17 protein-coding genes are annotated in these 21,818 nt (G+C 71.6%); 9 read left to right on the top strand and 8 right to left on the bottom strand.

The genetic code is table 11. The features are described 5' to 3' along the window. Positions 1–169 precede the first annotated feature (169 nt). Entirely contained in the window at positions 170–799 is a 630-nt protein-coding gene (locus ACIBQ1_RS11920) for a TetR/AcrR family transcriptional regulator (RefSeq protein WP_397276702.1), read from the bottom strand. Between the two features lie 78 nt (positions 800–877). On the opposite strand from ACIBQ1_RS11920, the gene ACIBQ1_RS11915 reads away from it, so the two are divergent. Next, a complete protein-coding gene (locus ACIBQ1_RS11915; RefSeq protein ID WP_397276700.1) occupies positions 878–1,480 on the top strand; it encodes a hypothetical protein in 603 nt (200 codons plus the stop codon). Positions 1,481–1,980: 500 nt separating this feature from the next. Here the strand turns inward: ACIBQ1_RS11915 and ACIBQ1_RS11910 are convergent, their stop codons facing one another. The 4 genes from ACIBQ1_RS11910 to ACIBQ1_RS11895 all read right to left on the bottom strand — a co-directional run bounded on the left by ACIBQ1_RS11910 (position 1,981) and on the right by ACIBQ1_RS11895 (position 6,008). Continuing rightward, entirely contained in the window at positions 1,981–2,145 is a 165-nt protein-coding gene (locus tag ACIBQ1_RS11910; protein WP_397276699.1) for a hypothetical protein, read from the bottom strand. A gap of 64 nt (positions 2,146–2,209) precedes the next feature. Continuing rightward, complete coding sequence (locus ACIBQ1_RS11905) at positions 2,210–2,479, bottom strand: WhiB family transcriptional regulator (protein WP_350725390.1); 270 nt, start codon at positions 2,477–2,479, stop codon at positions 2,210–2,212. Between the two features lie 548 nt (positions 2,480–3,027). Next, positions 3,028–3,897, bottom strand: a complete 870-nt coding sequence (locus ACIBQ1_RS11900) for an acyl-CoA thioesterase (RefSeq protein ID WP_397276697.1) — start codon at positions 3,895–3,897, stop codon at positions 3,028–3,030. Positions 3,898–3,974: 77 nt separating this feature from the next. Further along, positions 3,975–6,008 (bottom strand): ATP-dependent DNA helicase UvrD2, encoded by a 2,034-nt coding sequence (locus tag ACIBQ1_RS11895; RefSeq protein WP_397276764.1) that lies wholly within the window; start codon positions 6,006–6,008, stop codon positions 3,975–3,977. 151 nt (positions 6,009–6,159) lie between these two features. Here ACIBQ1_RS11895 and ACIBQ1_RS11890 point away from each other — a divergent pair, with 151 nt between their 5' ends. Next, entirely contained in the window at positions 6,160–7,056 is an 897-nt protein-coding gene (locus ACIBQ1_RS11890; RefSeq protein WP_397276695.1) for an alpha/beta hydrolase, read from the top strand. A gap of 99 nt (positions 7,057–7,155) precedes the next feature. After that, the gene (locus ACIBQ1_RS11885) at positions 7,156–7,404 is read left to right on the top strand and encodes a mycoredoxin (RefSeq protein WP_355369801.1); all 249 of its coding nucleotides are present in this window, start codon (positions 7,156–7,158) and stop codon (positions 7,402–7,404) included. On the opposite strand, the gene nudC is transcribed toward ACIBQ1_RS11885, so the two are convergent. Further along, a complete protein-coding gene (nudC, locus tag ACIBQ1_RS11880) occupies positions 7,405–8,379 on the bottom strand; it encodes an NAD(+) diphosphatase (RefSeq protein ID WP_397276693.1) in 975 nt (324 codons plus the stop codon). A 146-nt stretch (positions 8,380–8,525) separates the two neighbouring features. Between nudC and ACIBQ1_RS11875 the strand changes: the two genes are divergently transcribed. From ACIBQ1_RS11875 to ACIBQ1_RS11860, 4 genes are read left to right on the top strand one after another with little or no spacing between them, the layout of a single operon-like run. Next, positions 8,526–9,665 (top strand): siderophore biosynthesis protein, encoded by a 1,140-nt coding sequence (locus ACIBQ1_RS11875; protein WP_397276691.1) that lies wholly within the window; start codon positions 8,526–8,528, stop codon positions 9,663–9,665. Continuing rightward, complete coding sequence (locus ACIBQ1_RS11870; RefSeq protein ID WP_397276689.1) at positions 9,662–11,146, top strand: IucA/IucC family protein; 1,485 nt, start codon at positions 9,662–9,664, stop codon at positions 11,144–11,146. Before ACIBQ1_RS11875 ends, ACIBQ1_RS11870 begins: the two co-directional genes overlap by 4 nt. Beyond that, positions 11,147–12,679 carry an IucA/IucC family protein gene (locus tag ACIBQ1_RS11865; protein ID WP_397276687.1) on the top strand — a complete coding sequence of 511 codons (1,533 nt, stop codon included), beginning with the start codon at positions 11,147–11,149 and terminating at the stop codon, positions 12,677–12,679. Then, positions 12,676–13,746 (top strand): type III PLP-dependent enzyme, encoded by a 1,071-nt coding sequence (locus ACIBQ1_RS11860; RefSeq protein WP_397276685.1) that lies wholly within the window; start codon positions 12,676–12,678, stop codon positions 13,744–13,746. Before ACIBQ1_RS11865 ends, ACIBQ1_RS11860 begins: the two co-directional genes overlap by 4 nt. Here the strand turns inward: ACIBQ1_RS11860 and ACIBQ1_RS11855 are convergent. Further along, positions 13,706–16,987 carry an ATP-dependent helicase gene (locus ACIBQ1_RS11855; RefSeq protein WP_397276683.1) on the bottom strand — a complete coding sequence of 1,094 codons (3,282 nt, stop codon included), beginning with the start codon at positions 16,985–16,987 and terminating at the stop codon, positions 13,706–13,708. The genes ACIBQ1_RS11860 and ACIBQ1_RS11855 overlap by 41 nt on opposite strands. Next, the gene (locus tag ACIBQ1_RS11850; RefSeq protein ID WP_397276681.1) at positions 16,981–20,088 is read right to left on the bottom strand and encodes an ATP-dependent helicase; all 3,108 of its coding nucleotides are present in this window, start codon (positions 20,086–20,088) and stop codon (positions 16,981–16,983) included. The genes ACIBQ1_RS11855 and ACIBQ1_RS11850 overlap by 7 nt, the downstream gene beginning before the upstream one ends. Positions 20,089–20,330: 242 nt before the next feature. Between ACIBQ1_RS11850 and ACIBQ1_RS11845 the strand changes: the two genes are divergently transcribed. Both ACIBQ1_RS11845 and ACIBQ1_RS11840 read left to right on the top strand, forming a co-directional pair. Continuing rightward, complete coding sequence (locus ACIBQ1_RS11845) at positions 20,331–20,987, top strand: class I SAM-dependent methyltransferase (RefSeq protein WP_397276679.1); 657 nt, start codon at positions 20,331–20,333, stop codon at positions 20,985–20,987. 76 nt (positions 20,988–21,063) lie between these two features. Next, entirely contained in the window at positions 21,064–21,681 is a 618-nt protein-coding gene (locus ACIBQ1_RS11840; protein WP_397276677.1) for an NUDIX hydrolase, read from the top strand. Positions 21,682–21,818: the final 137 nt, after the last annotated feature.

The following is a 21,818-nucleotide window of genomic DNA, read 5'->3' as shown; positions in this document are numbered from 1 at the left end:
AGTTGTCAACAGTGCCGAGCTCGCTGATGACAGCAGAGCGCTCGTTCCCGCAGTGTCGGTATCGCGGTCGGCGGGCGGGCGACTTCAGGGCACTCTCCTGGCGGTGACGGGCGGGTGGCCTCGCGGGCAGAAGCGCGCGTCGCCCGGTGGCGAAGGTGCCGGCGGCCGTTCAGGTGAGGCCGGCGAGGAGGGCGTGGACGCCGTCGGTGAGTACGCGTTCGCCTTCTTCGCGGGAGTTCAGGAACCAGCCCGGGAGCGGGCTGCGGAGTGAGCAGGTCAGTTCGATGCTGACGATGCCGTGGATGGTGGTCCACACCAGGTACGCGGCGCGTACGGGGTCGTTCGACTGGATGAGCCCGGCCTGGGCCGCGGCCGTGGTGGCTTGGGTGAGGAGGTCGAAAGCGAGGCTGAGGGCGTCGTTGCGGCGCTGGGGCGAAGGGTCGAAGTCGGGGAGCGGGCGCTCGAACATCAGCGCATAGAGAGCGGGATCCGCCAGCGCGAACTTCCGGTAACCGCGCGCCACCGCCATGATCCGGGAGAGCGGGTCCGCGTGACCGTTCAGCGAGGTGGTCATGGCGTCGTGAAGGATGCTGAAGCCGTACTCGTAGATCGCTTCCAAGAGGCCGGCGCGGCCGCCGAAGCAGGTGTAGATGCCCATCGTGGAGGTGCCCGCGACGTCCGCGACGCGGCGGAGGGTGAGGTGGAGGGCGCCCTGTTCGCGGAGAACGTGCATGGCCGCGTCGAGCAGGTCCTGGCGCAGTGCGCCGAGTTCTTTCGGGGTGCTTACGTCTCTCGGCACGCTCTCACCATATCCGGCGATAACGCGCATCATAACGAGCGTTATCGCTTGATATCACCGAGAGAAAGGGCTCCAGAGATGGGTGTCTATCGGGTCACGGCGGCGGCGGGGTTCGTGTGTGCCGTCCTGCTCGTGGTGAACTCGGCCCGACGCGCCGGGCTACTGCCTGAGACGGCGTTCACGCACGCCATCGCGCCGTTCGGGGCGCTGACTGGCCTCCTCGCGATCACCGGCATCTACCTGCTCGTTCGGGGTACGGCGGGCGGTCTCGGGCTGGTGGGGTACGTGCTCAACTCGGCCGGGCTGGCCGGGGCGTTCGCCATCGAGTACATCCTGCACTTCGTCTTCCCCTACCTCGGCGGGGGCACGGTCAGTGAACTGCTGGCCGGGAGCACGGGGCGAGCGTTCCTGGTCACGGCGGCCGTGCTGTTGGCGGGAGTGCTCACCTTCAGCCTGGCGGCGATCAGGAGCGGGGTCATGCCCGTGGTCGGCGTGGTGCTTTATGCGGTGGGGATGGTTCCCGGGTCGTTGCGGAACGTGGTGCCGCTGCCGGTGTATCTGACCGGGCTGGTGGTGGCGGCGGTCGGGGTCGCTTGGATGGCGGCCCGGTTGTGGGGCGCGGCGGAGGAGGAGCTTGTCACGCATCCACCACAGACGCCGGGCGTCCGGCGGACGGCCTGAATGCATCATCATCGCTGTCGTTGTTGTCGGCGTTGTTGTCGGCACCGTCGTTGTCATCTGCGGTGGCGGCGGCCTCGACGGTGGTGGCAGAGCAAGACCGGGCTCGTCCTGGATGCTCAGCTGATCCGTGAGCCTGATGAGAGTGAGAAGCCCCGCTCGGGCCGGCAAGCCTTCTTTCTCGCCCACAAGCCCCACGAGTCCTAAGTCCTGGGGTGCCGGGGGTGCCGGCGTCCCGGCGTTCTGAGGTTCTGGTGTCCTGGCGCGCCGGGGTGCCCAGGGCGCTCGGGACGCCCGAGGCGCCCGAGGTGCCCAAGGCGCCCGAGGTGCCCGAGGTGCCCGAGGTGCCGGGGTTCTGGGGTTCTGGGTGGAGATTCTGCTGGAATTGGACCGGGCAACGGGCTGGAGGCACGCCCGCAAAGCGAGAGAGCCGGGCGCTGGCGGCGCCCGGCTCTCTGAGGGATCCGTGGGGAGATCCTGCGCCGGCGGCAGGATCTCCCGGATCAGATCTGGCGGCTCAGGGCCTCGCGGAGGCGGTCGTTCGCCTGCTTGACCTTGCGCCGCGCCCGCTGCACGCGCGTGATGCGTGCGATGAGGCGCTGCTCCTCCGCCTCGCGGTGGAGGGTTTGTATTCGGTCATTCACCAGGTCATGGATGAGATCCGGCACTGCTCGGCTCCTCGTGATCTGAGTGCTCATTGGTTTGTTCGCTTTCTGGTAGTTGGTGCGGTGGTCAGGCAGCGACCGGGTGCTTGCGGGGACGCCCGCGCGGACGCTTACGGGGAACGATCGCTCCCCGGAGGATGAGCTCGCCGCCCCAGACGCCCCAAGGCTCCTCGCGCTCGAGCGCGCGGGCCAGGCAGGCCTTCTGGATCGGGCAGCCGCCGCAGAGAGCCTTCGCGAACTCGACGTCCTCCGGCGACTCGGCGAACCACAGGTCAGGGTCGGTACGGCAGGGGATCTTGGCTTCGTCGATCAGGTCCATGATCGTCTTCGCCCCCATCTGCTTTCTCCTTTTGTCGATCTTTTTGATCTCGGTCGGGCACCTCGTAGGTGGTCGGGAATCACGGACAAATAAGTAAGGCCGCGGATCCGTCTGTGGATCCGCGGCCTGGTGGGCTGCAATACGCCGGTCAGGTTATGACCGGTGCATCCCTCCAGGGCTGCGGACCCCACAGTCCACCCTTGGTGAGCTGGTAGGCCGGCAGTTCGATACGTGCGTTGTAGACAGGAGCAGCTGGCGCGGCAGCGTGGAAGCGCGCGCGGCGGGCGGCGGCCTGGCTACGGACAGACTTCTCTTGCCGCAACTTGGTGGGACCGTCAACGAGTCTCACCAAGTCACTGCACGCGGAAGCGAGCCACTGCGTGGCTGACATCTGAATGCTGATCACCGGTGACTCACCTCCACTCTTGAGACCGTCGGAACAGGAGTGTCCGACTCGCTTGACCATGACCCTAAACCGGGAACCCGGGAGCGGGCAACATATTTTCTACCTGCGATTTTGTTACATTGACCGCGCCTGGCGGCCTATTGCACGCGGCGTGTCGGCACTATTTCGTCAGGCGGATCATGGCCTCCTGAACGACCGAGACCACGAGCTCACCCGACGCGGTGAACATCTCGCCACGCGCAAGTCCCCGAGCTCCCCCCGACCAGGGGGACTCCTGAGCATAGAGCAACCAGTCGTCGGCCCTGAAGGGGCGGTGGAACCACATGGCGTGGTCCAGCGAGGCGCCGGAGACGTTCGAGGCGCCCCAGGCCATGCCGTGGGTCAGCAGGATCGTGTCGACCAGCGTGAAGTCGGACGCGTACGCGGCCAGCACGACGTGCAGGAGCGGGTCGTCGGGCAGGTCGGCGTGGTAGCGGAACCACACGTTGGTCTGGGCGCTGCGCAGCTCGGGGTTCTTGAACGCCTCCCAGGTGAGCGGCGAGACGTATCGGGCGTCCACCGGGCGGGGACGCGAGAACCACTCGCGCAGCTCCGGGTGGTCGCCGACGGCCTCGTACATCCTGTCCTGGAACGTGGGGAGCGTCTCGGGGCCGGGCACCTGCGGCATCTCGGACGCCTGATGCGTCACGCCTTCCTCGGCGATGTGGAACGACGCCGACATCGTGAAGATCGCCTTGCCGTGCTGGATGGCGACGATCCTGCGGGTGGTGAACGAACGGCCGTCCCGGAGGCGGTCGACGTTGTAGACGATCGGGACGGCGGGGTCGCCGGGCCGGATGAAGTAGGCGTGCAGGGAGTGGACGTTCCGGTCCTTCGGGACCGTACGGCCGGCCGCCACGAGGGCTTGGGCCGCCACCTGGCCGCCGAAGACCCGCTGGATGCGCTCCTCCGGACTCCTTCCCCGGAAGATGTCCAGCTCGATCTGCTCCAGGTCGAGCAGGTCCAGCAGCTCCTTCAGCGCCTCGTTCACGGGTTCGCCCCCCCTTGTGCTCTCGGGTGTTGGGGACAAGTCTGACGTGCCTCTTATATGGGACGAAAGCGGGGCTGTCAGTCGGCGCGGCAGAGGGACAGGACGGCCTCGCCGTAGCGGTCGACCTTGATCCTGCCGATGCCCGCTATCGACAGCAGCTCCTGCTCCGTGGCGGGCGCGCGCTCGGCGATGGCCTGGAGGGTCACGTCGGTGAAGACGACGTACGGCGGGACCTTGGACTCCTTGGCGACGGTGGTGCGCCAGGCCTTCAGCCGTTCGAGGAGGGCCTCGTCGTAGTCCGCCGGGCAGGTGGAGCAGCGGCCCAGCTTCTGCTCGGCCGCCGCGACCAGCGTCTTGGCGCACACCCGGCAGCTCACCGGCGCCGCCACCGGGCGCCGCTCCCGGGGCGGGGTCGAGACGCGGGGCGGCGACGAGGAGGTGCGGGGGGCGAGGCCGTCGAGGAAGCGGGAGGGGCGGCGGGTCCTGCGGGCGCCGGGGGCGCGGGCTCCGGCCCAGGAGAGGGAGAGGTGTTCGCGGGCGCGGGTGACGCCCACGTAGAGGAGGCGGCGTTCTTCCTCGATCTGCTCCGGGGTCTCGGCGTAGATGATGGGGAGCATGCCGTCCGTCAGGCCGACCAGGAAGACGGCGTCCCACTCCAGGCCCTTGGCGGCGTGGAGGGAGGCCAGCGTGACGCCCTCCACGGGCGGGGCGTGCTGCTCGGAGGCCCGGCGCTCCAGCTCGGCCACGTACGCGGGCAGGTCGGCGCCCTCGGCCGCCAGGTCTTCGGCCAGGTCGGCCAGCGCCTTCAAGGACTCCCACTTCTCCCTCGCCTTGCCGCCGCCCGGAGGGGAAGGGGTCAGGCCGACGCCGGCGAGGATCTGGTGGACCTCCGAGGCCAGGGGCTCTCCGGCGTAGGAACGGGCGGCGCCGCGCAGCAGGACGACCGCCTGGCGGACCTCCGGGCGGTCGAAGAAGCGATCGGCGCCGCGCAGCATGTACGGGATCTCGGCCTTGGACAGGGCCTCCTCGTACGCCTCCGACTGCGAGTTGACGCGGAACAGGATCGCGATCTCCCGCGAGGGCACGCCCTTGTCCAGAAGCTTCCTGATCGCGCGGGCCGCCCCGGCGGCCTCGGCGGGCTCGTCGTCATAGTCGGAGAACGACGGCTTGGGGCCGTCGGGGCGCTGGGCCACCAGGTCGAGCCGATGCGGAGACCTGACGACCAGCCGGTTGGCCAGGTCGACCACCTGCGGGGTCGAGCGGTAGTCGCGCACCAGCTTGATGACGGCGGCGTCGGGGTGCTCCACCGCGAAGCCCGTCAGGTAGCGCGGGGTGGCGCCGGTGAAGGAGTAAATGGTCTGGTTGGGGTCGCCGACCACGCAGAGGTCGTCGCGGCCCCCGAGCCAGGTGTCGAGCAGGAGCTTCTGCAGCGGGTTGACGTCCTGGTACTCGTCGACGACGAAATAGCGGTATTGCTGGCGGATCTGCGCCGCGACCTCCTGGTGCTCGGTCATCACGGCCGCGGTCAGCTCAAGGATGGTCTCGAAGTCGACCAGGTGGCGTTCGCGCCTGATCTGCTCGTACGCCTCGTAAAGGCGGGCCACCTCCTCCGGCGGGACCGGGGGCGTGCGGTGGTATTTGGCCGCGGCCCCCACGTAGTCCTCCGGGCCGATCTGGGTGACCTTGGCCCACTCGACCTCGGCCGCGATGTCCCGCAACTCGGACCGATCCGGATTTTTCCGGATCTGGCGGCAGGCCTCCACCAGCACCGGGAGCTTGGACTCGATCACCGAGGGCGCCGCGCCGCCGATGACCTTCGGCCAGAAGTAGGTGAGCTGCCGCAGCGCCGCCGCGTGGAACGTGCGGGCCTGCACGCCGGGCGCCCCGAGCGCGCGCAGCCGCTGGCGCAGCTCCCCCGCCGCGCGAGTGGTGAACGTCACAGCGAGCACGCTCTGCGCGTCGACCACCCCGCTGCGGACCGCGTGCGCGATGCGATGGGTGATCGCCCTGGTCTTGCCGGTGCCCGCGCCGGCCAGCACACACACCGGCCCGCGCACCGCCTCGGCCACCGCGCGCTGCTCGGGGTCGAGACCGGCCAGGACGTCATCCATGTTGTTCACCCGTACATACTCGCAGGTGTAGCGGACAGCCTCTTTATTCTGGCAACATGCGGGCCGACGTATGTTCATAGCCACCAGATGCAAAGAACCGGTCTCTTCCCTCACAATGGGTCCGACCATCTGCATGGGGGAAAGGAAGGCCGTGCGAACTGCGGTTTTCGCGGGCGTGCTCGCCCTTGCTGCTGTCGTGCTCACGCCCGTGGCCGCCAGCGCCAACAAGGAGCCGACGCCCGGCCCCACGGACGCCATCGACCAGTACGGTCTCGGCGGGTTCTCCACCGAGACCGTCTCGTACGGCCCCCAGGCACGTCAGGCCATGGACGTCTGGTGGACCCCCGACGGCCAGGAGCGCCCGGGCGTCTTCCTGATCCACGGCGGCTGGTGGTCGGGTGGCGACAAGCGGTACATGAAGGAGGTCGTCCGCCAGTACGCCGAGCTGGGCTACACGGTCTTCAACCTCAACTACCGCCTCTCCAGCGACGCGGCGTGGCCCGCGCAGCGCTCTGACGCGCTGGCCGCCATCTCGCTGGCCCGCAAGCACGCCGAGCGGTGGGCGTTCGACGCGAGCAACTACGTGGTGGCGGGCTTCTCCGCCGGCGGCCACATCGCGGCGGCCGTGGGCACGTACGGCGACGGCATCAGCGGCCTCAAGGGCGTCGTGGGCCTCTCGCCGATCATCTCGCCCCTGCGCGCCTACTCCGACGGCGAGAAGTCGCTGGACCCCAACAAGCGCAAGCTGCGTACGGCCGCCATCCGCCTGGCCGGAGGCTGCGCGCCCAAGGGCAAGTGCTCGCGGATCTGGGCCAGCATGGAGGTGGCCTGGCACGCCAGCCGCAAGGACGCGCCGATGCTGACCATTCACTCCAAGGACGAGTTCGTGCCGCCGGTGCAGAGCCAACTGCTCAAGACGATGCTGGGGCAGGTGGGCGTGCCCGTGACGGTGATCACCCAGCCGGGCGTCAACCACAGCAACCCGCTCTACCGCGAGCCCGGGGTGGCCGAGCAGGTGCAGGCCTGGATCGCCGACCGCATCGGCTGAGCACCCGAGGCGGGACACTCCCGCCCCAGGAATGAACGTGCGCAGTCCGGTTGTTGCACGGAACGCCTATTTTGCCGACCTCCGGAGGGATCTCCCGACATGGCGCTCACGGTCTACAGCACCACGTGGTGCGGCCCCTGCAAGCGGCTCAAGTCCCAGCTCACCCGCGAGGGCATCAGCTTCAAGGACGTCGACATCGAGCGCGACCCGGCGGCGGCCGAGTTCGTCATGAGCGTCAACAACGGCAACCAGGTGGTGCCGACCGTGGTGATCGAGACCCCCGACGGCCGCGTCGTGCGCACGAACCCCTCGGCTCGCGAGGTCAAGGCCCTGCTCGGGGCCGCCTGATCACCAGTCGCCGGTCAGCTCGCCGCCGTACCAGGTCTCGATCAGGCGGCGGGCGATCGACACCGGCGGGGGCAGGCGCAGCTCGCCGGTCTCCAGAGCTCGCGCCAGCTCCTCGCGCGAGAACCAGCGGGCCTCGGCGATCTCCTCGGCGTCCGGCATGAGTTCGGTCGACGTGGCCTCGGCGAAGAAGCCGAGCATGAGGCTGCGCGGGAAGGGCCAGGGTTGGCTGCCGAGGTAGCGCGGGCGGACGACGGTGACGCCCACCTCCTCCGCCACCTCACGGGCGACGGCGTGCTCCAGCGACTCCCCCGGCTCCACGAACCCCGCCAGGATCGACAACCGCCCCTCCGGCCACTGCGGGCCACGGGCGAGCAGGCAACGGTCGCTCTCGTCGCGGACCAGCATGATCACCGCGGGGTCGACCCGGGGGAAGTGCTGGCTGCCGTCCTGCGGGCAGACCCTGATGTGCCCCCCGGACTGGACGTCGGTGCGGGAGCCGCAGCGCGGGCAGTATTCGTGGGTCGTGTGCCAGGCCTCCAGCGCCACGGCGTAGACCAGCAGGCCCGCGTCGCGGTCACCGAGCAGGCCTCCCACCTGGCGCAGCCCGGCCGCCACCGGCTGGCCCTCCGGGGTGTCGCGCAGGCTCATGGGGATCGTCACCCGGCCGTTGACGTCGCCCCCGGGCACGCCGGGCAGCGGCGCGGCCACCGCGAAGTAGGCGACGCCGTCCTCGACCCCGAGCAGGTAGCGCTCGCCCTGCGGCGCGTCGCCCGGCGAGTACAGCACCGCCTGCACCTCGTCGCCCGACCGCCGCACCAGCGTGTGACCGTCGTCGATCACCAGCACCTTCGTCGACGGATCTGACCATGCCCGCTCCAGCCACTGCTCGTCAGCCCGCAGCGCCGAGGATCTGTCGATCGTGCCGCGCGCCAGAAGCAGAGGCCCGATGAGTTGCTCTTCCGCGGTCGTCTCCACAGGCCGCCCCCTCCCGAAATCCCCTGTCATCCTATGACCTCGCAGTTAGCCGGCGATTACGGTATCCGGGCCCCGGGGTGATCTCTCAAAGGCTAAGATCGACGAGTTAGGTTAGCCTTACCTGATACCCCGGGGGTGCCTTCGCGTTGCGGCTCTATCTGACCGCGCTCAAGACAACCGATTCCGTGACGCACGGCTTCCTGCCCGCCGCTGAGGCGCTGGGCCTGGAGGTCACGGTCCTGACGGATCGGCCGGAACGGCATCCGTACGCGGTGGCGTGCGACGTACGCGACCCGCGCGCCCTCATCGACGCCGTCGAGAGCCTCGGCAGGCCGGACGCGATCTTCACCAACTCCGACCACCTGCAGGCGGAGACCGCGCTCGCGGCGGCCTACTTCGGCCTGCCGGGGAAGGACTGGCGCGCCTGCCTGGCCGCCAAGAACAAGTTTCTGATGCGTCGCAGGCTCCTCGATGCCGGGGTCGAGCGGGTGTGGTCGATCCGGCTCGCCCCCGGCGACCCGGTGCCCGAGCGCCTGCCCTACCCGGTCGTGCTGAAACCGCGCGAGGGTGTGGCCAGCGAGGACGTCATGCTCGTCGAACGCGACCTGGCCGCCGCCGTGGCCCAGGTCAGGAAGCGGCGGCCGGGCGAGACGCTGGTCGCCGAGGAGTATCTCGAAGGGCCGCTGCGGACGCTGGAGACGCTGGGGGACGCGTCCGGGACGCGGGTGCTCGGCGGGTTCGAGACGACGCTGGGGGCGCTGCCGTACTTCATCGAGGAACGGCTCGACTGGGCTCCGCGGGACGGGTCGCACGAGCACGTGCTAGAGGCGCTACGGGCGCTGGGGGTCGGGTTCGGGGCCTGCCACACCGAGTACGTGGTCACCCCGCGAGGGCCCCGGATCGTCGAGGTGAACTATCGGGTGATCGGCGACCATTGCGACTTCCTGCTCGGCGACGTGCTCGGAGTGCCGCTGTTCGAGTGGATCCTGCGGGCGCATCTCGGGGAGCCTGTGCCCGACATTCCGGAAATTTCCTCGTACGGGAGTGCGGTCAGCCTGGTCGCCGACCGGTCGGGGACCATCAAGGACGCGCCCGGGGCCGAGGCCCTCGTCGAAGGGGACGTCCGGCTGTGGCACCGGCCGCTGCGCGCCGTCGGGGACGTCGTGTCGCTCACGCACACGAACCGCGACTACCTGGGCGTCGTACGCGCCGTCGGGCCCTCGCGGGAGGCCGTGGACGCGGCCGTCGAGGCCTACCGCGCCGCGCGGCCGTGGGTGGTCGAATGAGCGATCGGGAGGCCTACCTGGCCGCCCGGGTCCTGAACGCGCTGCTGCGCGAGGACTACGGTGGGCTGTCCTCCCGGATCAGCCGGACGAAGGACGGCGTGGGGCTGCTGCTGGCCGACGGCCGGTGGGTGTGGCTGGCGCCCGGTGCGCTGTTCCAGGACTTCGTGGTCGCCCCGGAGGAGCGGCTCGGGCTGGAGCAGGTGCTGGAGACACTGGTGGAGGTCGCGGACCCGGCGGACGCGGAGGGGGTCGCGGCCTTCTTCGAAGAGTGCCTGGCGGCCCTGGCCGCTCTGGAGCTGCACGACTCGCGGGCCGGCGAGGTGCTCGGGCGCGATCCCTCCTATGAGGCGCTGGCCGCCTTCGTGGATCATCCCGTCTATCCGACCTCCCGGGCCCGGGTGGGGCTGTCGGAGCAGGATCTGCTGGCCTACGCGCCGGAGTTCGCGCCCTCGTTCGAGCTGCGGTGGGCGGCGGTGCCCCGCCGCTCGCTCGCGCCGGGCTCCGCCGCGCGCTTCCCCGCCGACGCGGGCCCGTGGGAGCCGGGTCCGGACGAGGTGCTGTTCCCCGTGCACCCGCTGACGGTCGGGGAGGTGCGGAAGATCGACGGGGTACGGGTGCTCGACGAGGCGCGGTTGACCGTGCGGCCCACGCTGTCCATGCGGACCGTCGAGATCGACCCGCGCACCCACCTCAAGCTTCCCCTCCCCATCAGCACCCTGGGCGTCCGGAACAGGCGGTCGATCAAACCGGGCACCCTGAGCGACGGCGCGAAGGCCGAGCTGCTGCTCCGCGAGCTGGCCGGCCCGGAGGTGGCGCTGGCCGACGAGCAGGTCCACGCGCACGCCGGGCACGAGTATCTGGCCTGGATGGTCCGGCGGCTGCCCCCGGGGAAGATCGTGCCGGTGGCCGCGCTGGCCGCGCCCGGGGTGCTGGACGAAGTCGGCGACGTCGTCCCCGCCTACCTGCGGCTGCTGCTGCGCTGGAACGTGCGGCTCTTCGTGCGGTACGGCGTCGCGCTCGAAGCCCACCAGCAGAACCTCGCCCTGGTCTTCGAAGGGGACCGGACGCGGCTGCTCGTCAAGGACAACGACGGGCTGCTGGCCTCGCCCGCGCGGCTGCGGGCGGCCGGGATCCGGGTGCCGGAGTTCGCCGATGAGCGGATGCTGAACGACGATCCGCACGCGCTGGCCGACGTGTTCGTGACCATCACGCTGCATCTGGCCGCCGCCGCCGTGGCGTTCGGGACGATGCCGCACGCCGAGGCGGCGGCCCTGCTGCGCGGCACGCTGGCCGACGCCCTCGACGAGTACGGCGAGGACCCCATGGCCAGGATCCTGCGCGCCAGAACCCTGGACGCGGCCAGGCTCACCGGCAAGTCCATGATCACCGCTGGGACGCTCGTGGCCAAAGAACGTTCCGGCGCCCGCGACGTCAACAAGTTCTACGGCACCAGCGGGCCCAACTACCTGAGGAGACCATGAATGCACGCTCCGGCCATCGACGCGCCTTCCGCCCCGGCCGAGGAGGCGACGCTGGCGGCCCTGCTGCGCTGCTGCGTGCGGGAGGTGGCCGGGCCACGCGGCCTGGTCTGGCCCGCGCCGCCGTACCTGCTGCTGCGGGTGGCGGGCACGCTGCTGCGGGTCCGCACGCACGGCGGCGCGGCGCTGCGCTTCGACGGCCGGCCTGAGCGCCTGGAGGAGGGCGCCTGGCAGCCCCTGACGACCGACGAGCTGGTTCGGCTGGCCGAGTCCGACCTCCAGGGGGAGAACGGCGAGTTCGCCGAGCAGGTGGCGGCCAGCCGCGAGGCCGTGGCCGCGATCCTGCGCGCCCGGGAGGACGCCGTCCCGCCCGCCGATCCGTGGCTGGCCTCGGAGCAGTCGCTGGTGTACGGCCATCCCTTCCACCCCAGCCCCAAGGCGCGCGGCGGGGACGGCTGGCTGCGCTACGCGCCCGAGGCGCACGCCCGGTTCCCGGTCCGGCTGCTCGGCGTGCGCGAGGACGTGCTCGCCGAGGGCGGCGACGCGTCGGTGCTCGACTCGATGGGCGAGGCGCCGTGCGGCTACCGGCTGCTTCCCGCGCACCCGTGGCAGCTGGAGCTGTTGCGGCCCGCGTTCGGGGCCGAGCTGATCGACCTGGGGCCGGGCCCGGCGGTGCTGCCGACCTCGTCCGTGCGGACCGTGTACGCGCCCGGGGCGGAGGCGTGCCTGAAGTTCTCCCTGGACGTGCGGATCACGAACTGCGTGCGCAAGAACGCCTGGTACGAGCTGGCCGGCGCCGTGGAGCTCACCTCCCGCCTGGGCCCGATCTTCAAGGAGGTCGCCAACAGGCACCCGGCCACCCGCTGGCTCCCCGAGCCCGGCTACCGCTCGGCGGCCCTCGGCACCCGCCTCCACGAGGGCCTGGGCGTGATCGTCAGGCAGAGCCCCTGGACCACCTGCTCCCCTGGCGTGACCCCGGTGCTGGCCGCCGCGCTCGCCCTCGACGCGCCGGTCACGGATCCGATCGCCTGGTGGCGGGCGTACGTGGCGGCGGTGGCGCTGCCCGTCATGGAGCTGTACTTCGCCTACGGCGTCGTTCTGGAGCCCCACCTGCAGAACGTCCTGGTCGGCCTGGACGCGGACGGCCTCCCCGCGGAGGCCGTCTTCCGTGACCTGGAGGGCGCCAAGCTCGTCGCCGGCCGCCACGACCTCGACGGCCTGGACCCCGAGGTGGCCGCGGCCCTGACCTACGACGCCGAGCGCGGCTGGGCCCGCGTTGTGTACTGCCTGCTGGTCAACCACCTGACCGAGATCGCGGCCACGGTCGCGGGAGCGGACGACGGGCTGCTGCGCGAGCTGTGGCGGATCGCCCGCGACCTGCTCGCCGGCCAGGCGGGCGACCTCGGCCGGCCGCTGCCGCTGTCGGACCTGCTGGCCGGCGCGCCGCTGCCCGCCAAGGCGAACCTGGGCGTCCGCTGGGCGCGGGCGGCCGACCGGACCGCCGGTTACGTCCCGATCGCGAACCCGCTCGCATGATCGCCGACCGCGTCCAGGACGCCGCGCCGCGCATCGGCGAGACACCCGCCTACCTGTACGACCTGCCCGCGCTGGACGAGCACGCCGCCGCCGTACGGCGGGCGCTCGGCGGGGTCGAGCTGTACTACGCCGTCAAGGCCAACCCGGACGCCGAGCTGCTGCGCGTGCTGGCCGGGCACGTGGACGGGTTCGAGGCGTCGTCGGCGGGCGAGCACGCGCACGTCACGACCCTGTTCCCGGGCAGGCCGATCGCGCTCGGCGGGCCCGGCAAGACCGACGCCGAGCTGCGCCTGCCGCACCACCGCATCCACGTCGAGTCCCCGAACGAGCTGCGCCGCCTCCTCGCCACCGGGCTGGAGGCCGACGTGCTGCTCAGGCTCAACCCCGACCTGCCGGTCGAGGGCGCCGCGCTCACGATGAGCGGGCCGTTCGGCATGGACGAGGGGGGCGTGGAGGAGTGCCTGCCGCTGTTCACCGACCGCGTACGGCTGCGCGGCCTGCACACCCACCTGGCCAGCGGCCTGGACGCCCCTCAGCTGCTGGCCCTCGCCAAGGCCCTGCTGGACAACGAGCACGAGGAGGTCAACCTGGGCGGCGGCATGGCGGTGTCGTACGCGGCGCCGGAGTCCAGGTTCGACTGGGCGGCGTACGGGGCGGGCCTCGCGGCCCTCCGGGGCGGGAGACTCCTGCGGATCGAGCCCGGCAGGGCGCTGACGGCGTACTGCGGCTACTACGTGACCAGGGTCGTGGACGTGAAGCGGGTGCGCGGCGAGGCGTACGCGATCCTGCTGGGCGGCACCCACCACCTGCGGACCCCGGCGACCAAGGGCCACGACCAGCCGTTCACGATCCTGCCCACGGGCGAGGGGCCGGGCTTGGCGGACGAGCCGATCACCTTCGTCGGCCAGCTGTGCACCCCGAAAGACGTCTTCTCCCGAAAAATCGTGACCTCGGCGCGCGTCGGGGACACCGTCGTCTTCGAGATGGCCGGGGCCTACGCCTGGAACATCTCGCACCACGACTTCCTCATGCACCCGAAGCCGTCGTTTCACTATCTACGAGCCTGACGCCCTCGACGAGCGCGACCAGGCCGTCGGCGTCGAGCAGGTCGACCGGGCGGACGGTGCGGTTGGCGCGTACGTAGTGGAAGGCCGCCCGCACCTTCTCCAGCGGCACCCCCGCCAGGTGCGACCAGGCCAGCCGGTACGCGGCGAGCTGCACCGACGCCACCCTGGCGGCCTTCTTCCCCCTGGGCGGCAGGCCGGTCTTCCAGTCGACGACCTCGTAGCCGCCGTCGGGCAGCTCGAAGACCGCGTCCATCCGCCCGCGCACGAGCCGGTCGGCGATCATGGTCTCGAACGGCACCTCCAGATCGACCGGCCGCCGATCGGCCCACTCGCTCTGCTCGAACCGCTCCTGCAGCTCCGCCAGGCGCACGTCCGCCTCTTCCAGCTCCTCGTCGTACAGCTCCAGGTCGTCGATCAGCCGCTGCTGGTCCCACCGCGTCTCCAGCCACTTGTGGAACGACGTGCCCCGGCGCGCCAGCGGCGCCGGCTTGACCGGGACGGGGCGGCGGATCCTGCGGGCCAGCTCGCGCGCGTCTCCGGCCAGCGTGACCAGCGACGACACGGTCAGCTTGGTCGGCAGCTCGACGATCGTGGCGGGCCTGCGCCGGTGCAGCTCCCGCTCGCGCAGCAGCAGCTCGGTGTCGCGCTCCCAGGCCCGCAGCCGCTCCTCCTCGAACGCGCGCAGCGGCTCGTCCTCCTCGTCGGCGAGCGCCCCGGCCAGGGCGTCCTCGACCAGGCGGGCGCCGTCGAGCACCGACTCGTAGCGCAGGCCCTCGGGCGTGACCGGCCAGATGGCCTCGGCGGGCTCGGCCAGCAGCGGGTTGGTCGCGCCGTCGGCCAGGTCGCCGGCCCAGAACGAGACGCGGTCGGCGGTGTCGCGGATCTCCAGCAGGAAGTCGGACGGCTCCAGGGGCTTGGTGGCACTGCCCCAGCGGTAGCCGGAGGCGATCAGGTGGTAGTGGGCGCGGGTCACGGCCACGTACGCCAGCCTGCGCTCCTCCATCAGGTCGCGCTCGCGGCAGTGCTCGTCGAACGCGCCCAGCTCCTCCTTGCTCAGCCCGCTCAGCCTGGGCAGGTCGGCGGCGTCGCCGCGCAGCGGGTAGGGGAGCTTGCGCGGGTTTTCGGTCCAGCGGCTGTTCATGACCGGGGTGGCGGGGAAGATGCTGCCCGTCGCGATCGTCCCCTTCGAGCTGACGAGCTGCGACAGGCCGGGCACGACCACGATCGGCCACTCCAGCCCCTTGGAGGCGTGGACGGTCATGAGCTTGACGCTGTTGCTGTCGCCGACCCGGCCCGCCTCCAGCCCGAACTCCTCGCTCTCCGCCGCCTGAAGATAGGCCAGGAACGCGCCCAGCGTCGGGTCCTCCGCGTCGCCCGCGAACCTGGACGCGGCGTCGAGGAACGCGTCGAGGTCGGCCCGCGCCGCGAACGTGCTCGCCGTGCCGCTGCGCGCGGCCACCTCGATGTCGAGGCCGATCGTGCGCTCGACCTCGCTGATCAGGTCGGGCAGCGGCTGCGCGGTGTGCGCCCTGAGCCGGCGCAGCTCGTGGGCCAGCGCGACGAGCCTGGTGCGGGCCAGCGGCGAGAACGCCTCCAGCCACTCCTCCCTGTCGGGCAGCTCGTCCAGCGCGTCGACCAGGCTGCCGCGCTCCTCGGCGAGGTCGGCCACCACCTGGTCGAGCGGGTCCTCCTCCCGGCCGCTCTCGCTCAGCTCGCGGGCCAGCTGCCTGGCGTGCTCCCCCAGCACCCGCAGGTCGGCGGGCCCGATCCGCCAGCGGGGCCCGGCCAGCAGCCTGGCCAGCGCGTCGCCGGCCGTCGCGTCGTACAGGACGCGCAGGGTGGCCACGATGTCGGTCACCTCGGGCACGGTCAGCAGGCCACCGAGGCCGACCACCTCGACCGGGATGTCGCGCTCCTCCAGCGCCCTGCGCAGCGCGGGGAACTGCGAGCGCTTGCGCGCCAGGATCGCGACGTCCTGGGGCTGCACGGCGAGCGTCTTCTTGCGCTCCTTCTCGCCCCAGGGCAGGCCGTCGGGCGCCGTCTCCGTGCCGAGGATCCTGGCGATGCCGTCGGCGACCCACTTCGCCTCGTCCTCGGCCGTCTCGTGGAAGGCGCAGGTGACCCGGCCGCGGTCGACCCGGTTGGGGCCCGGGACCAGGACCGGCACCTCGCGGGCCTCCATGCGGAGCTGGAGCTGGACGCGGGCGGCGACGTCGAGCACCCGGTCTCCGTTGCGGAAGCTGACGCTGAGCTGGCGGATCTCGGCGGGGTCGCCGGTGCTGGTGCGGAAGTCCTGGGGGAAGCGGCGGAGGTTGCCCGCGGAGGCGCCGCGCCAGCCGTAGATGGACTGGCAGGGGTCGCCCACGGCGGTGACCGGGTGGCCGCCGCCGTAGAGCGAGCGCAGCAGGACGAGCTGGGCGTGGCTGGTGTCCTGGTATTCGTCGAGCAGGACCACGGAGTAGCGGCCGCGCTCGATCTCGCCGACCTCCTTGTGGTTGGCGGCGATCCTGGCGGCCAGCGACATCTGGTCGCCGTAGTCGATGACCTCGCGGCCGCGCTTGAGCCGTTCGTACGCCTCCACCATCGGCAGCAGCTGCTCCCTGGCGGCCTGGACGCCGAGCGGCTTGCGCTGGGCCACGGTCGTCCTGCCGGGCAGCAGGTCGAGCCTGCCCCGCAGCCACTCCCCCACCCGCCGCACGTCGCCGGCCGATCGCAGGTGCTCCGACAGCTCGCCGGCCAGCTCCAGCACCGCGGCGGTGACCGACGGCGGACCCAGCTCGATCCGGTCCATCGGCCCGTCGTACATCGCCACCACCCGCGACGCGAGCTGCCACGACACGGCCGGCGTGACCAGGCGCATGGTGGGCTCCAGCCCTTCGCGCAGGGCGTGGTCGGTGACCAGGCGGGCGGCGTAGGCGTGGTAGGTGGACACGGTCGGCTCGTTGTCGAGCGCGCCCGGCTCCACCAGGCCCGCCTCGGCCAGGCCGTTCAGCCGCTCCCTGACCCGGGTGGCCAGCTCGGCGGCGGCCTTGCGGGTGAAGGTCAGGCCCAGCACGTTTTCCGGTTTGACCAGGCCGTTGGCGACCAGCCAGACCACGCGCCCGGCCATGGTCTCGCTCTTGCCGGAGCCCGCGCCGGCCATGACGACCATGGGCTCCAGCGGGGACTCGATGACCGTGGCCTGCTCGCGGGTGGGGGGCAGGATGCCGAGCTTGCCGGCGAGTTCGGCGGGGGTCAGCACACCTGGCCCCCGTTGTCGTTGACCGGGCAGCTCGCCCTGGCCGCGCACGTGCGGCAGCCGTCGTTGACCTTGGCCTGGAAGAACGGGCCCGACATGCCGGTCGCCACCGTGTCGACCAGGTCCGCGGCCCAGCCCGGGTCCTTGTCGTCGGCCAGCGGGGGCTGCGCCTGCTCCAGCGCGTCGTTCTTGCCCGCCGCCTTGCCGACCTGGACCAGCGCGGCGCCGCCCGGCTCGGTCATGCCGTGGCGCGCGAAGGCCCCGAGCAGCGCGGCGAGCTGGTAGACGCCGAGCTGGGGGTGGCGGTCGAGGTCGCCGGCCTTGGGCTTGGAGCCGCCGGTCTTGAGGTCGATGATCACGGCGCGGTTGTCGGAGTCGCGCTCGACCCGGTCGACGCGGCCCTTGATCTGGACGCCCTCGGTGACCATCGCCGTGAACGCCTCCTCCAGGGCCACCAGCTCGCGTGGGTTTTCCTTGTGCCAGCGCAGGAACTTGCCGATCATCTGCTCGGCGACCTGGCGCTGCTTGCGGTTGTACCAGACGCCGCCGAAGTCGAGGTCGCTCCAGACCTGGTTGAGGCGCTCGCCCAGGAGGTCCTCGCTGGGCAGGTCGGTGGCCGCCAGGACGGCCAGGGCGTGGATGATGTTGCCCAGGCCCTGGGCGGTGCTGGTGCCCGCGGCGCCGACGGCCGTCTCCAGCAGCCAGCGCAGGCCGCACTTGGTGAAGCTCTCGACCGCCGAGGGCGAGATGCTGACGACGTCGTCGGGCCAGCTCAGCGGGCGGTCGTCGGAGATGGGCGTGAGGGCGTACCAGTCGTTGGGATGGGCCCCCTGGACGCCCGCGGCGGCCAGGCGGGCGAGCTGCCTGGCCGCTCTCTGCCGCATCTTCCTGGGCCTGGTGGGGTCGGTCACCGCGCTGCGGAGGTCGGCCACCAGCGCGGACATGTTCAGCCACCGGGCCCGGTCGTCCACCGTGGCCGACTCCACCGCTCCCGGCATCAGCTCCGACAGGAACCTGGACGGGCGCTCGTCGGTGTCCTCGCCGCCCACCGCGGTCACCACCAGCCTGCGCCTGGCCCTGGTGGCGGCCACGTAGAACAGCCTGCGCTCCTCGGCCAGCAGCTTGGAGACCAGCGAGGCGGCGTTGGGCTTGGTGCCCTCGACCACCTCGACGAGGTCTTCCACGCCCAGCAGCGACCCGCGCAGGCGCAGGTCGGGCCAGACGCCCTCCTGGACGCCCGCGACGACCACGACGTCCCATTCGAGGCCCTTGGAGCGGTGGGCGGTCAGCACGCGTACGGCGTCGCCGTCGGGGGCCCGGTCGGCCAGCGTGTCACCGGGGATCTCCTGGGCGGCCAGGTCGTCGATGAACACCTCGGGGCCCGCCTTGGGCATCCGGTCCACGAACCGGGCCGCGTGGTCGAACAGCGCCACCACGGCGTCGAGGTCACGGTCGGCCTGCGCGGCCCTGGGGCCGCCCTGCAGGCTCTGCTCGGTCCAGCGCGTGGCCAGGCCGCTGGCGTCCCAGACGGCCCACAGGAGGTCTTCGGCCGTCCCCTCCTGCCGCGCGGCCTCGCGGGCGGCGGCCAGGAGCTTGGCCACGCGCTCGGCGGGCACGGCGACGTGGTCTTCGACGCGGATGAGCTCCCTGACGTCCTGCACGGCCGCGACCAGCAGCTCGCCGGACGAGCGCGTGCCCTCGGCCTCGTTCTCGGCGATCTTGAGGGCGCGGCGGAGGCGGCGCACGCCGATCATGTCCGTGCCGCCGAGCGGGCCCGTCAGCAGCTCCTCGGCCACGCCCTCGTCGAGCTGGGCGGGGTCCATGGCCACGCGGAGCATGGTGAGCAGCGGCCGCACGCCGGGCTCCTGCGCGATCGGCACCTCGTCGCCCGCGATCATCGTCGGCACGCCCGCGTTGACCAGCGCCCGGCGCAGCAGCGGCACCTGGCGCTTGGCCGAACGGACCAGCACCGCCATCCGGCGCCACGGCACCCCGTCGATCAGGTGCGCGCGCCGCAGCGTGTCGGCCACGATCGCCGCCTCCTGGCTGGTGCTGTCGGCCAGCAGCACCCGCGCGTCACCGGGGTCGGCGTCCGGGAGCGGCGCCAGGTCGCGGTGGTCGTGCTCGTGCCCGTACGCGTGGTCGGGCATGGGCGCCACCGGCAGCCGGGCCGCCACCCGGCGGGAGGCCTCCAGCAGGTCGGCCCCGCTCCTGCGGCACACCCGCAGCGCCAGCACCGGCGCGTCGCGGCCGTCGAGGGTCTTGAACCGCTCGGGGAACTTCATGATGCCCTGCACGTCGGCGCCCCTGAAGCCGTAGATCGACTGGTCGGGGTCGCCGACCGCGACCAGGTCGGCGCCGTCGCCCGCGAGCTGGGCCAGCAGGAACTCCTGCGCCGGGTCGGTGTCCTGGTATTCGTCCACGAACACCACGTCGTGCGCCGCCCGCTCCCGCTCGCGCACCTCCGGCCGGGCCAGTAACGCCGAGGCGGCCCCGATCAGCTCGGCGTAGTCGTAGGTCTCCTCCGGGTCGAGGTCGAACCTGTCCTGGTAGCGCTCGGCGAACCTGCCCGCCGCCGCCCAGTCGCTCCTGCCGTGCAGCCTGCCCAGGGCGATCAGCCGCTCGGCGTCGAGCCCGCGCTCGTTGGCCCTGGACAGGAAGTCGCGCAGCTCCTCGGCGAAGCCCCGCGTCCTGAGCGGCTCGCGCAGCGACACCGGCCAGTCGAGCGCGCCGTTCTCCAGCTCGCCGTGGAGCAGCCGCCGGATCTCCAGGAGCTGCTCGGGGCCGGTCAGCAGGCGCGGCGGGGCCTTGCCCTCCAGCACCGACTCGCGGCGCAGGAGCGCGTACGCGTAGGAGTGGAAGGTGAGGGCCAGCGGGGTGCGGGTGGTGCGGCGCAGGCGGGCGGTGACCCGCTGGCGCAGCTCCTCGGCGGCCTTGCGGCTGAAGGTGAGGATGAGCACGCGCTCGGGGTCGAGGCCGCGCCGCTCGATCCTGTCGACCACGCTCTCGACGATCGTGGTGGTCTTGCCGGTGCCAGGACCTGCGAGAACGAGCAGGGGACCGCTCTGGTGGGCGACCACGGCACGCTGGTGCTCATCGAGCACAGGGGGCGCAACAGGGCCACTGTTGCCGCGTCGCACCAACCGCCAGGTCTGACCACTCACAGCACTAGATTCCACCAGACCACAGGGACAGATCGTGCCGACTTGCCCGGTCTCCCCACGCGATCCGCCTACCGTATCGGGGCGAATCTCCACTTTCTCGCGCGACACGCCGCCTTCATGTTCGCCGACGGCTTCCCGCGATATATCTTGACTTCTCTCAGACGCGACATATCGTGTTTGTCATGACTGACAAGGGATACAAGGGCGTCGGCATGGAGGGCGCGATCGCCCGCTGGTACGCCGCCGGCAACGACCGGTCGCCCGACCGGTACTCCGAGCAGGTCGAACGGGTGCGCGAGCTGGCCGGGCCGGGCAGCGAGGTCCTGGAGGTCGCCCCCGGCCCCGGCAACCTGTCGATCGCCCTGGCCGGCACCGGCGACTACACGGTCACGGGGCTCGACATCAGCCGGACGTTCGTGGAGATCGCCCGTGCGAAGGCCGCCGAAGCCGGGGTCCAGGTGGACTTCCGCCGGGGAAACGCGTCCGCGATGCCGTTCGGGGACGAGAGCTTCGACTTCGTCGTCTGCTGCGCCGCGTTCAAGAACTTCTCCGATCCCGTCGGGGCGCTCCACGAGATGCACCGGGTGCTGCGGCCCGGCGGCCACGCCCTCATCGTCGACCTCCGCCGGGACGTGTCCAGGCAGGCCGTGGACGACGATGTGGCCCGGATGGGGATCAGCGGCCCGTCCAGGCTCTTCACGAAGTACGCCCTGCGGTCCTTCCTGCGCCGGCGGGCGTACACCAGGTCCGAGTTCGAGGACTTCATCGCGCGGACCTCCTTCCGCACGTACGACATCCACCTGTCGCCCCTGGCGCTCGACGTCGACCTGCGGAAGTGATCGATAACCTCGCCTACGGAGCGTCCCGCCTTGTAACGTAGGGTCAACATTGCGCCTCGGTCTGGGGGTTGATCGCATGCGGTGGCAGGTCCACTCAGAGAGGTCGCTGTACGCGGACCCGTGGCTGGACATCCGGGTGGCGGATGTGGAGCTGCCCGACGGGCGCCGCATCGACCACCGGCTCGTACGCTCAGCGCCCGGCGCGGGGGCGGTCGTCACCGACGACCAGGACCGGGTGCTGCTGATCTGGCGGCATCGCTTCATCACCGACAGCTGGGGCTGGGAGATCCCGCTGGGCCAGGTGGACGAGGGCGAGATGCCCCGGGTGGCGGCGGCGCGCGAGGTCGAGGAGGAGACCGGCTGGCGTCCCGGCCCGCTGCGCCCGCTGCTGTCGATCCAGCCGACCAACGGCTTCACCGACAGCCTGCACCACGTCTACCACGCCGACTCGGCCACCCACATCGGCCCGCCCTCGGACCCTTGCGAGGCGGAGCGGGTGGAGTGGGTGCACGCCTCGGGCATTCGCAAGCTCATCGAGAACGGCGAGATCGTCTGCGGGACCACCATGTCGTCGCTTCTCTACCTCCTGGTGGAGAACCTCCCGAACGGCGGCTTCCACCGCACCGAAGACCTCGCCTTCGGCTACGACCCCGACCGCCGCTTCCTCCTCCCCGACCTCCCAGACCTCTTCTGACCCCACCGACCGGGAGCACCCTGCTTCCCCGGCCGTCCCGGCGCGATTCCGGGGCGCCAAAGGGGGCCGGGGGTGGGTGCCGTGCGGCGGTTCGCCGGCGGGTCGGCGGACCGAGTGGTGCGGGGAGGGGCGCGCCT

The sequence above is a fragment of the Nonomuraea sp. NPDC050153 genome, from assembly GCF_044460125.1.
In the GTDB taxonomy this organism is placed as follows: Bacteria; Actinomycetota; Actinomycetes; order Streptosporangiales; family Streptosporangiaceae; genus Nonomuraea.
This window is presented reverse-complemented; position numbering and strand designations above follow the sequence as displayed.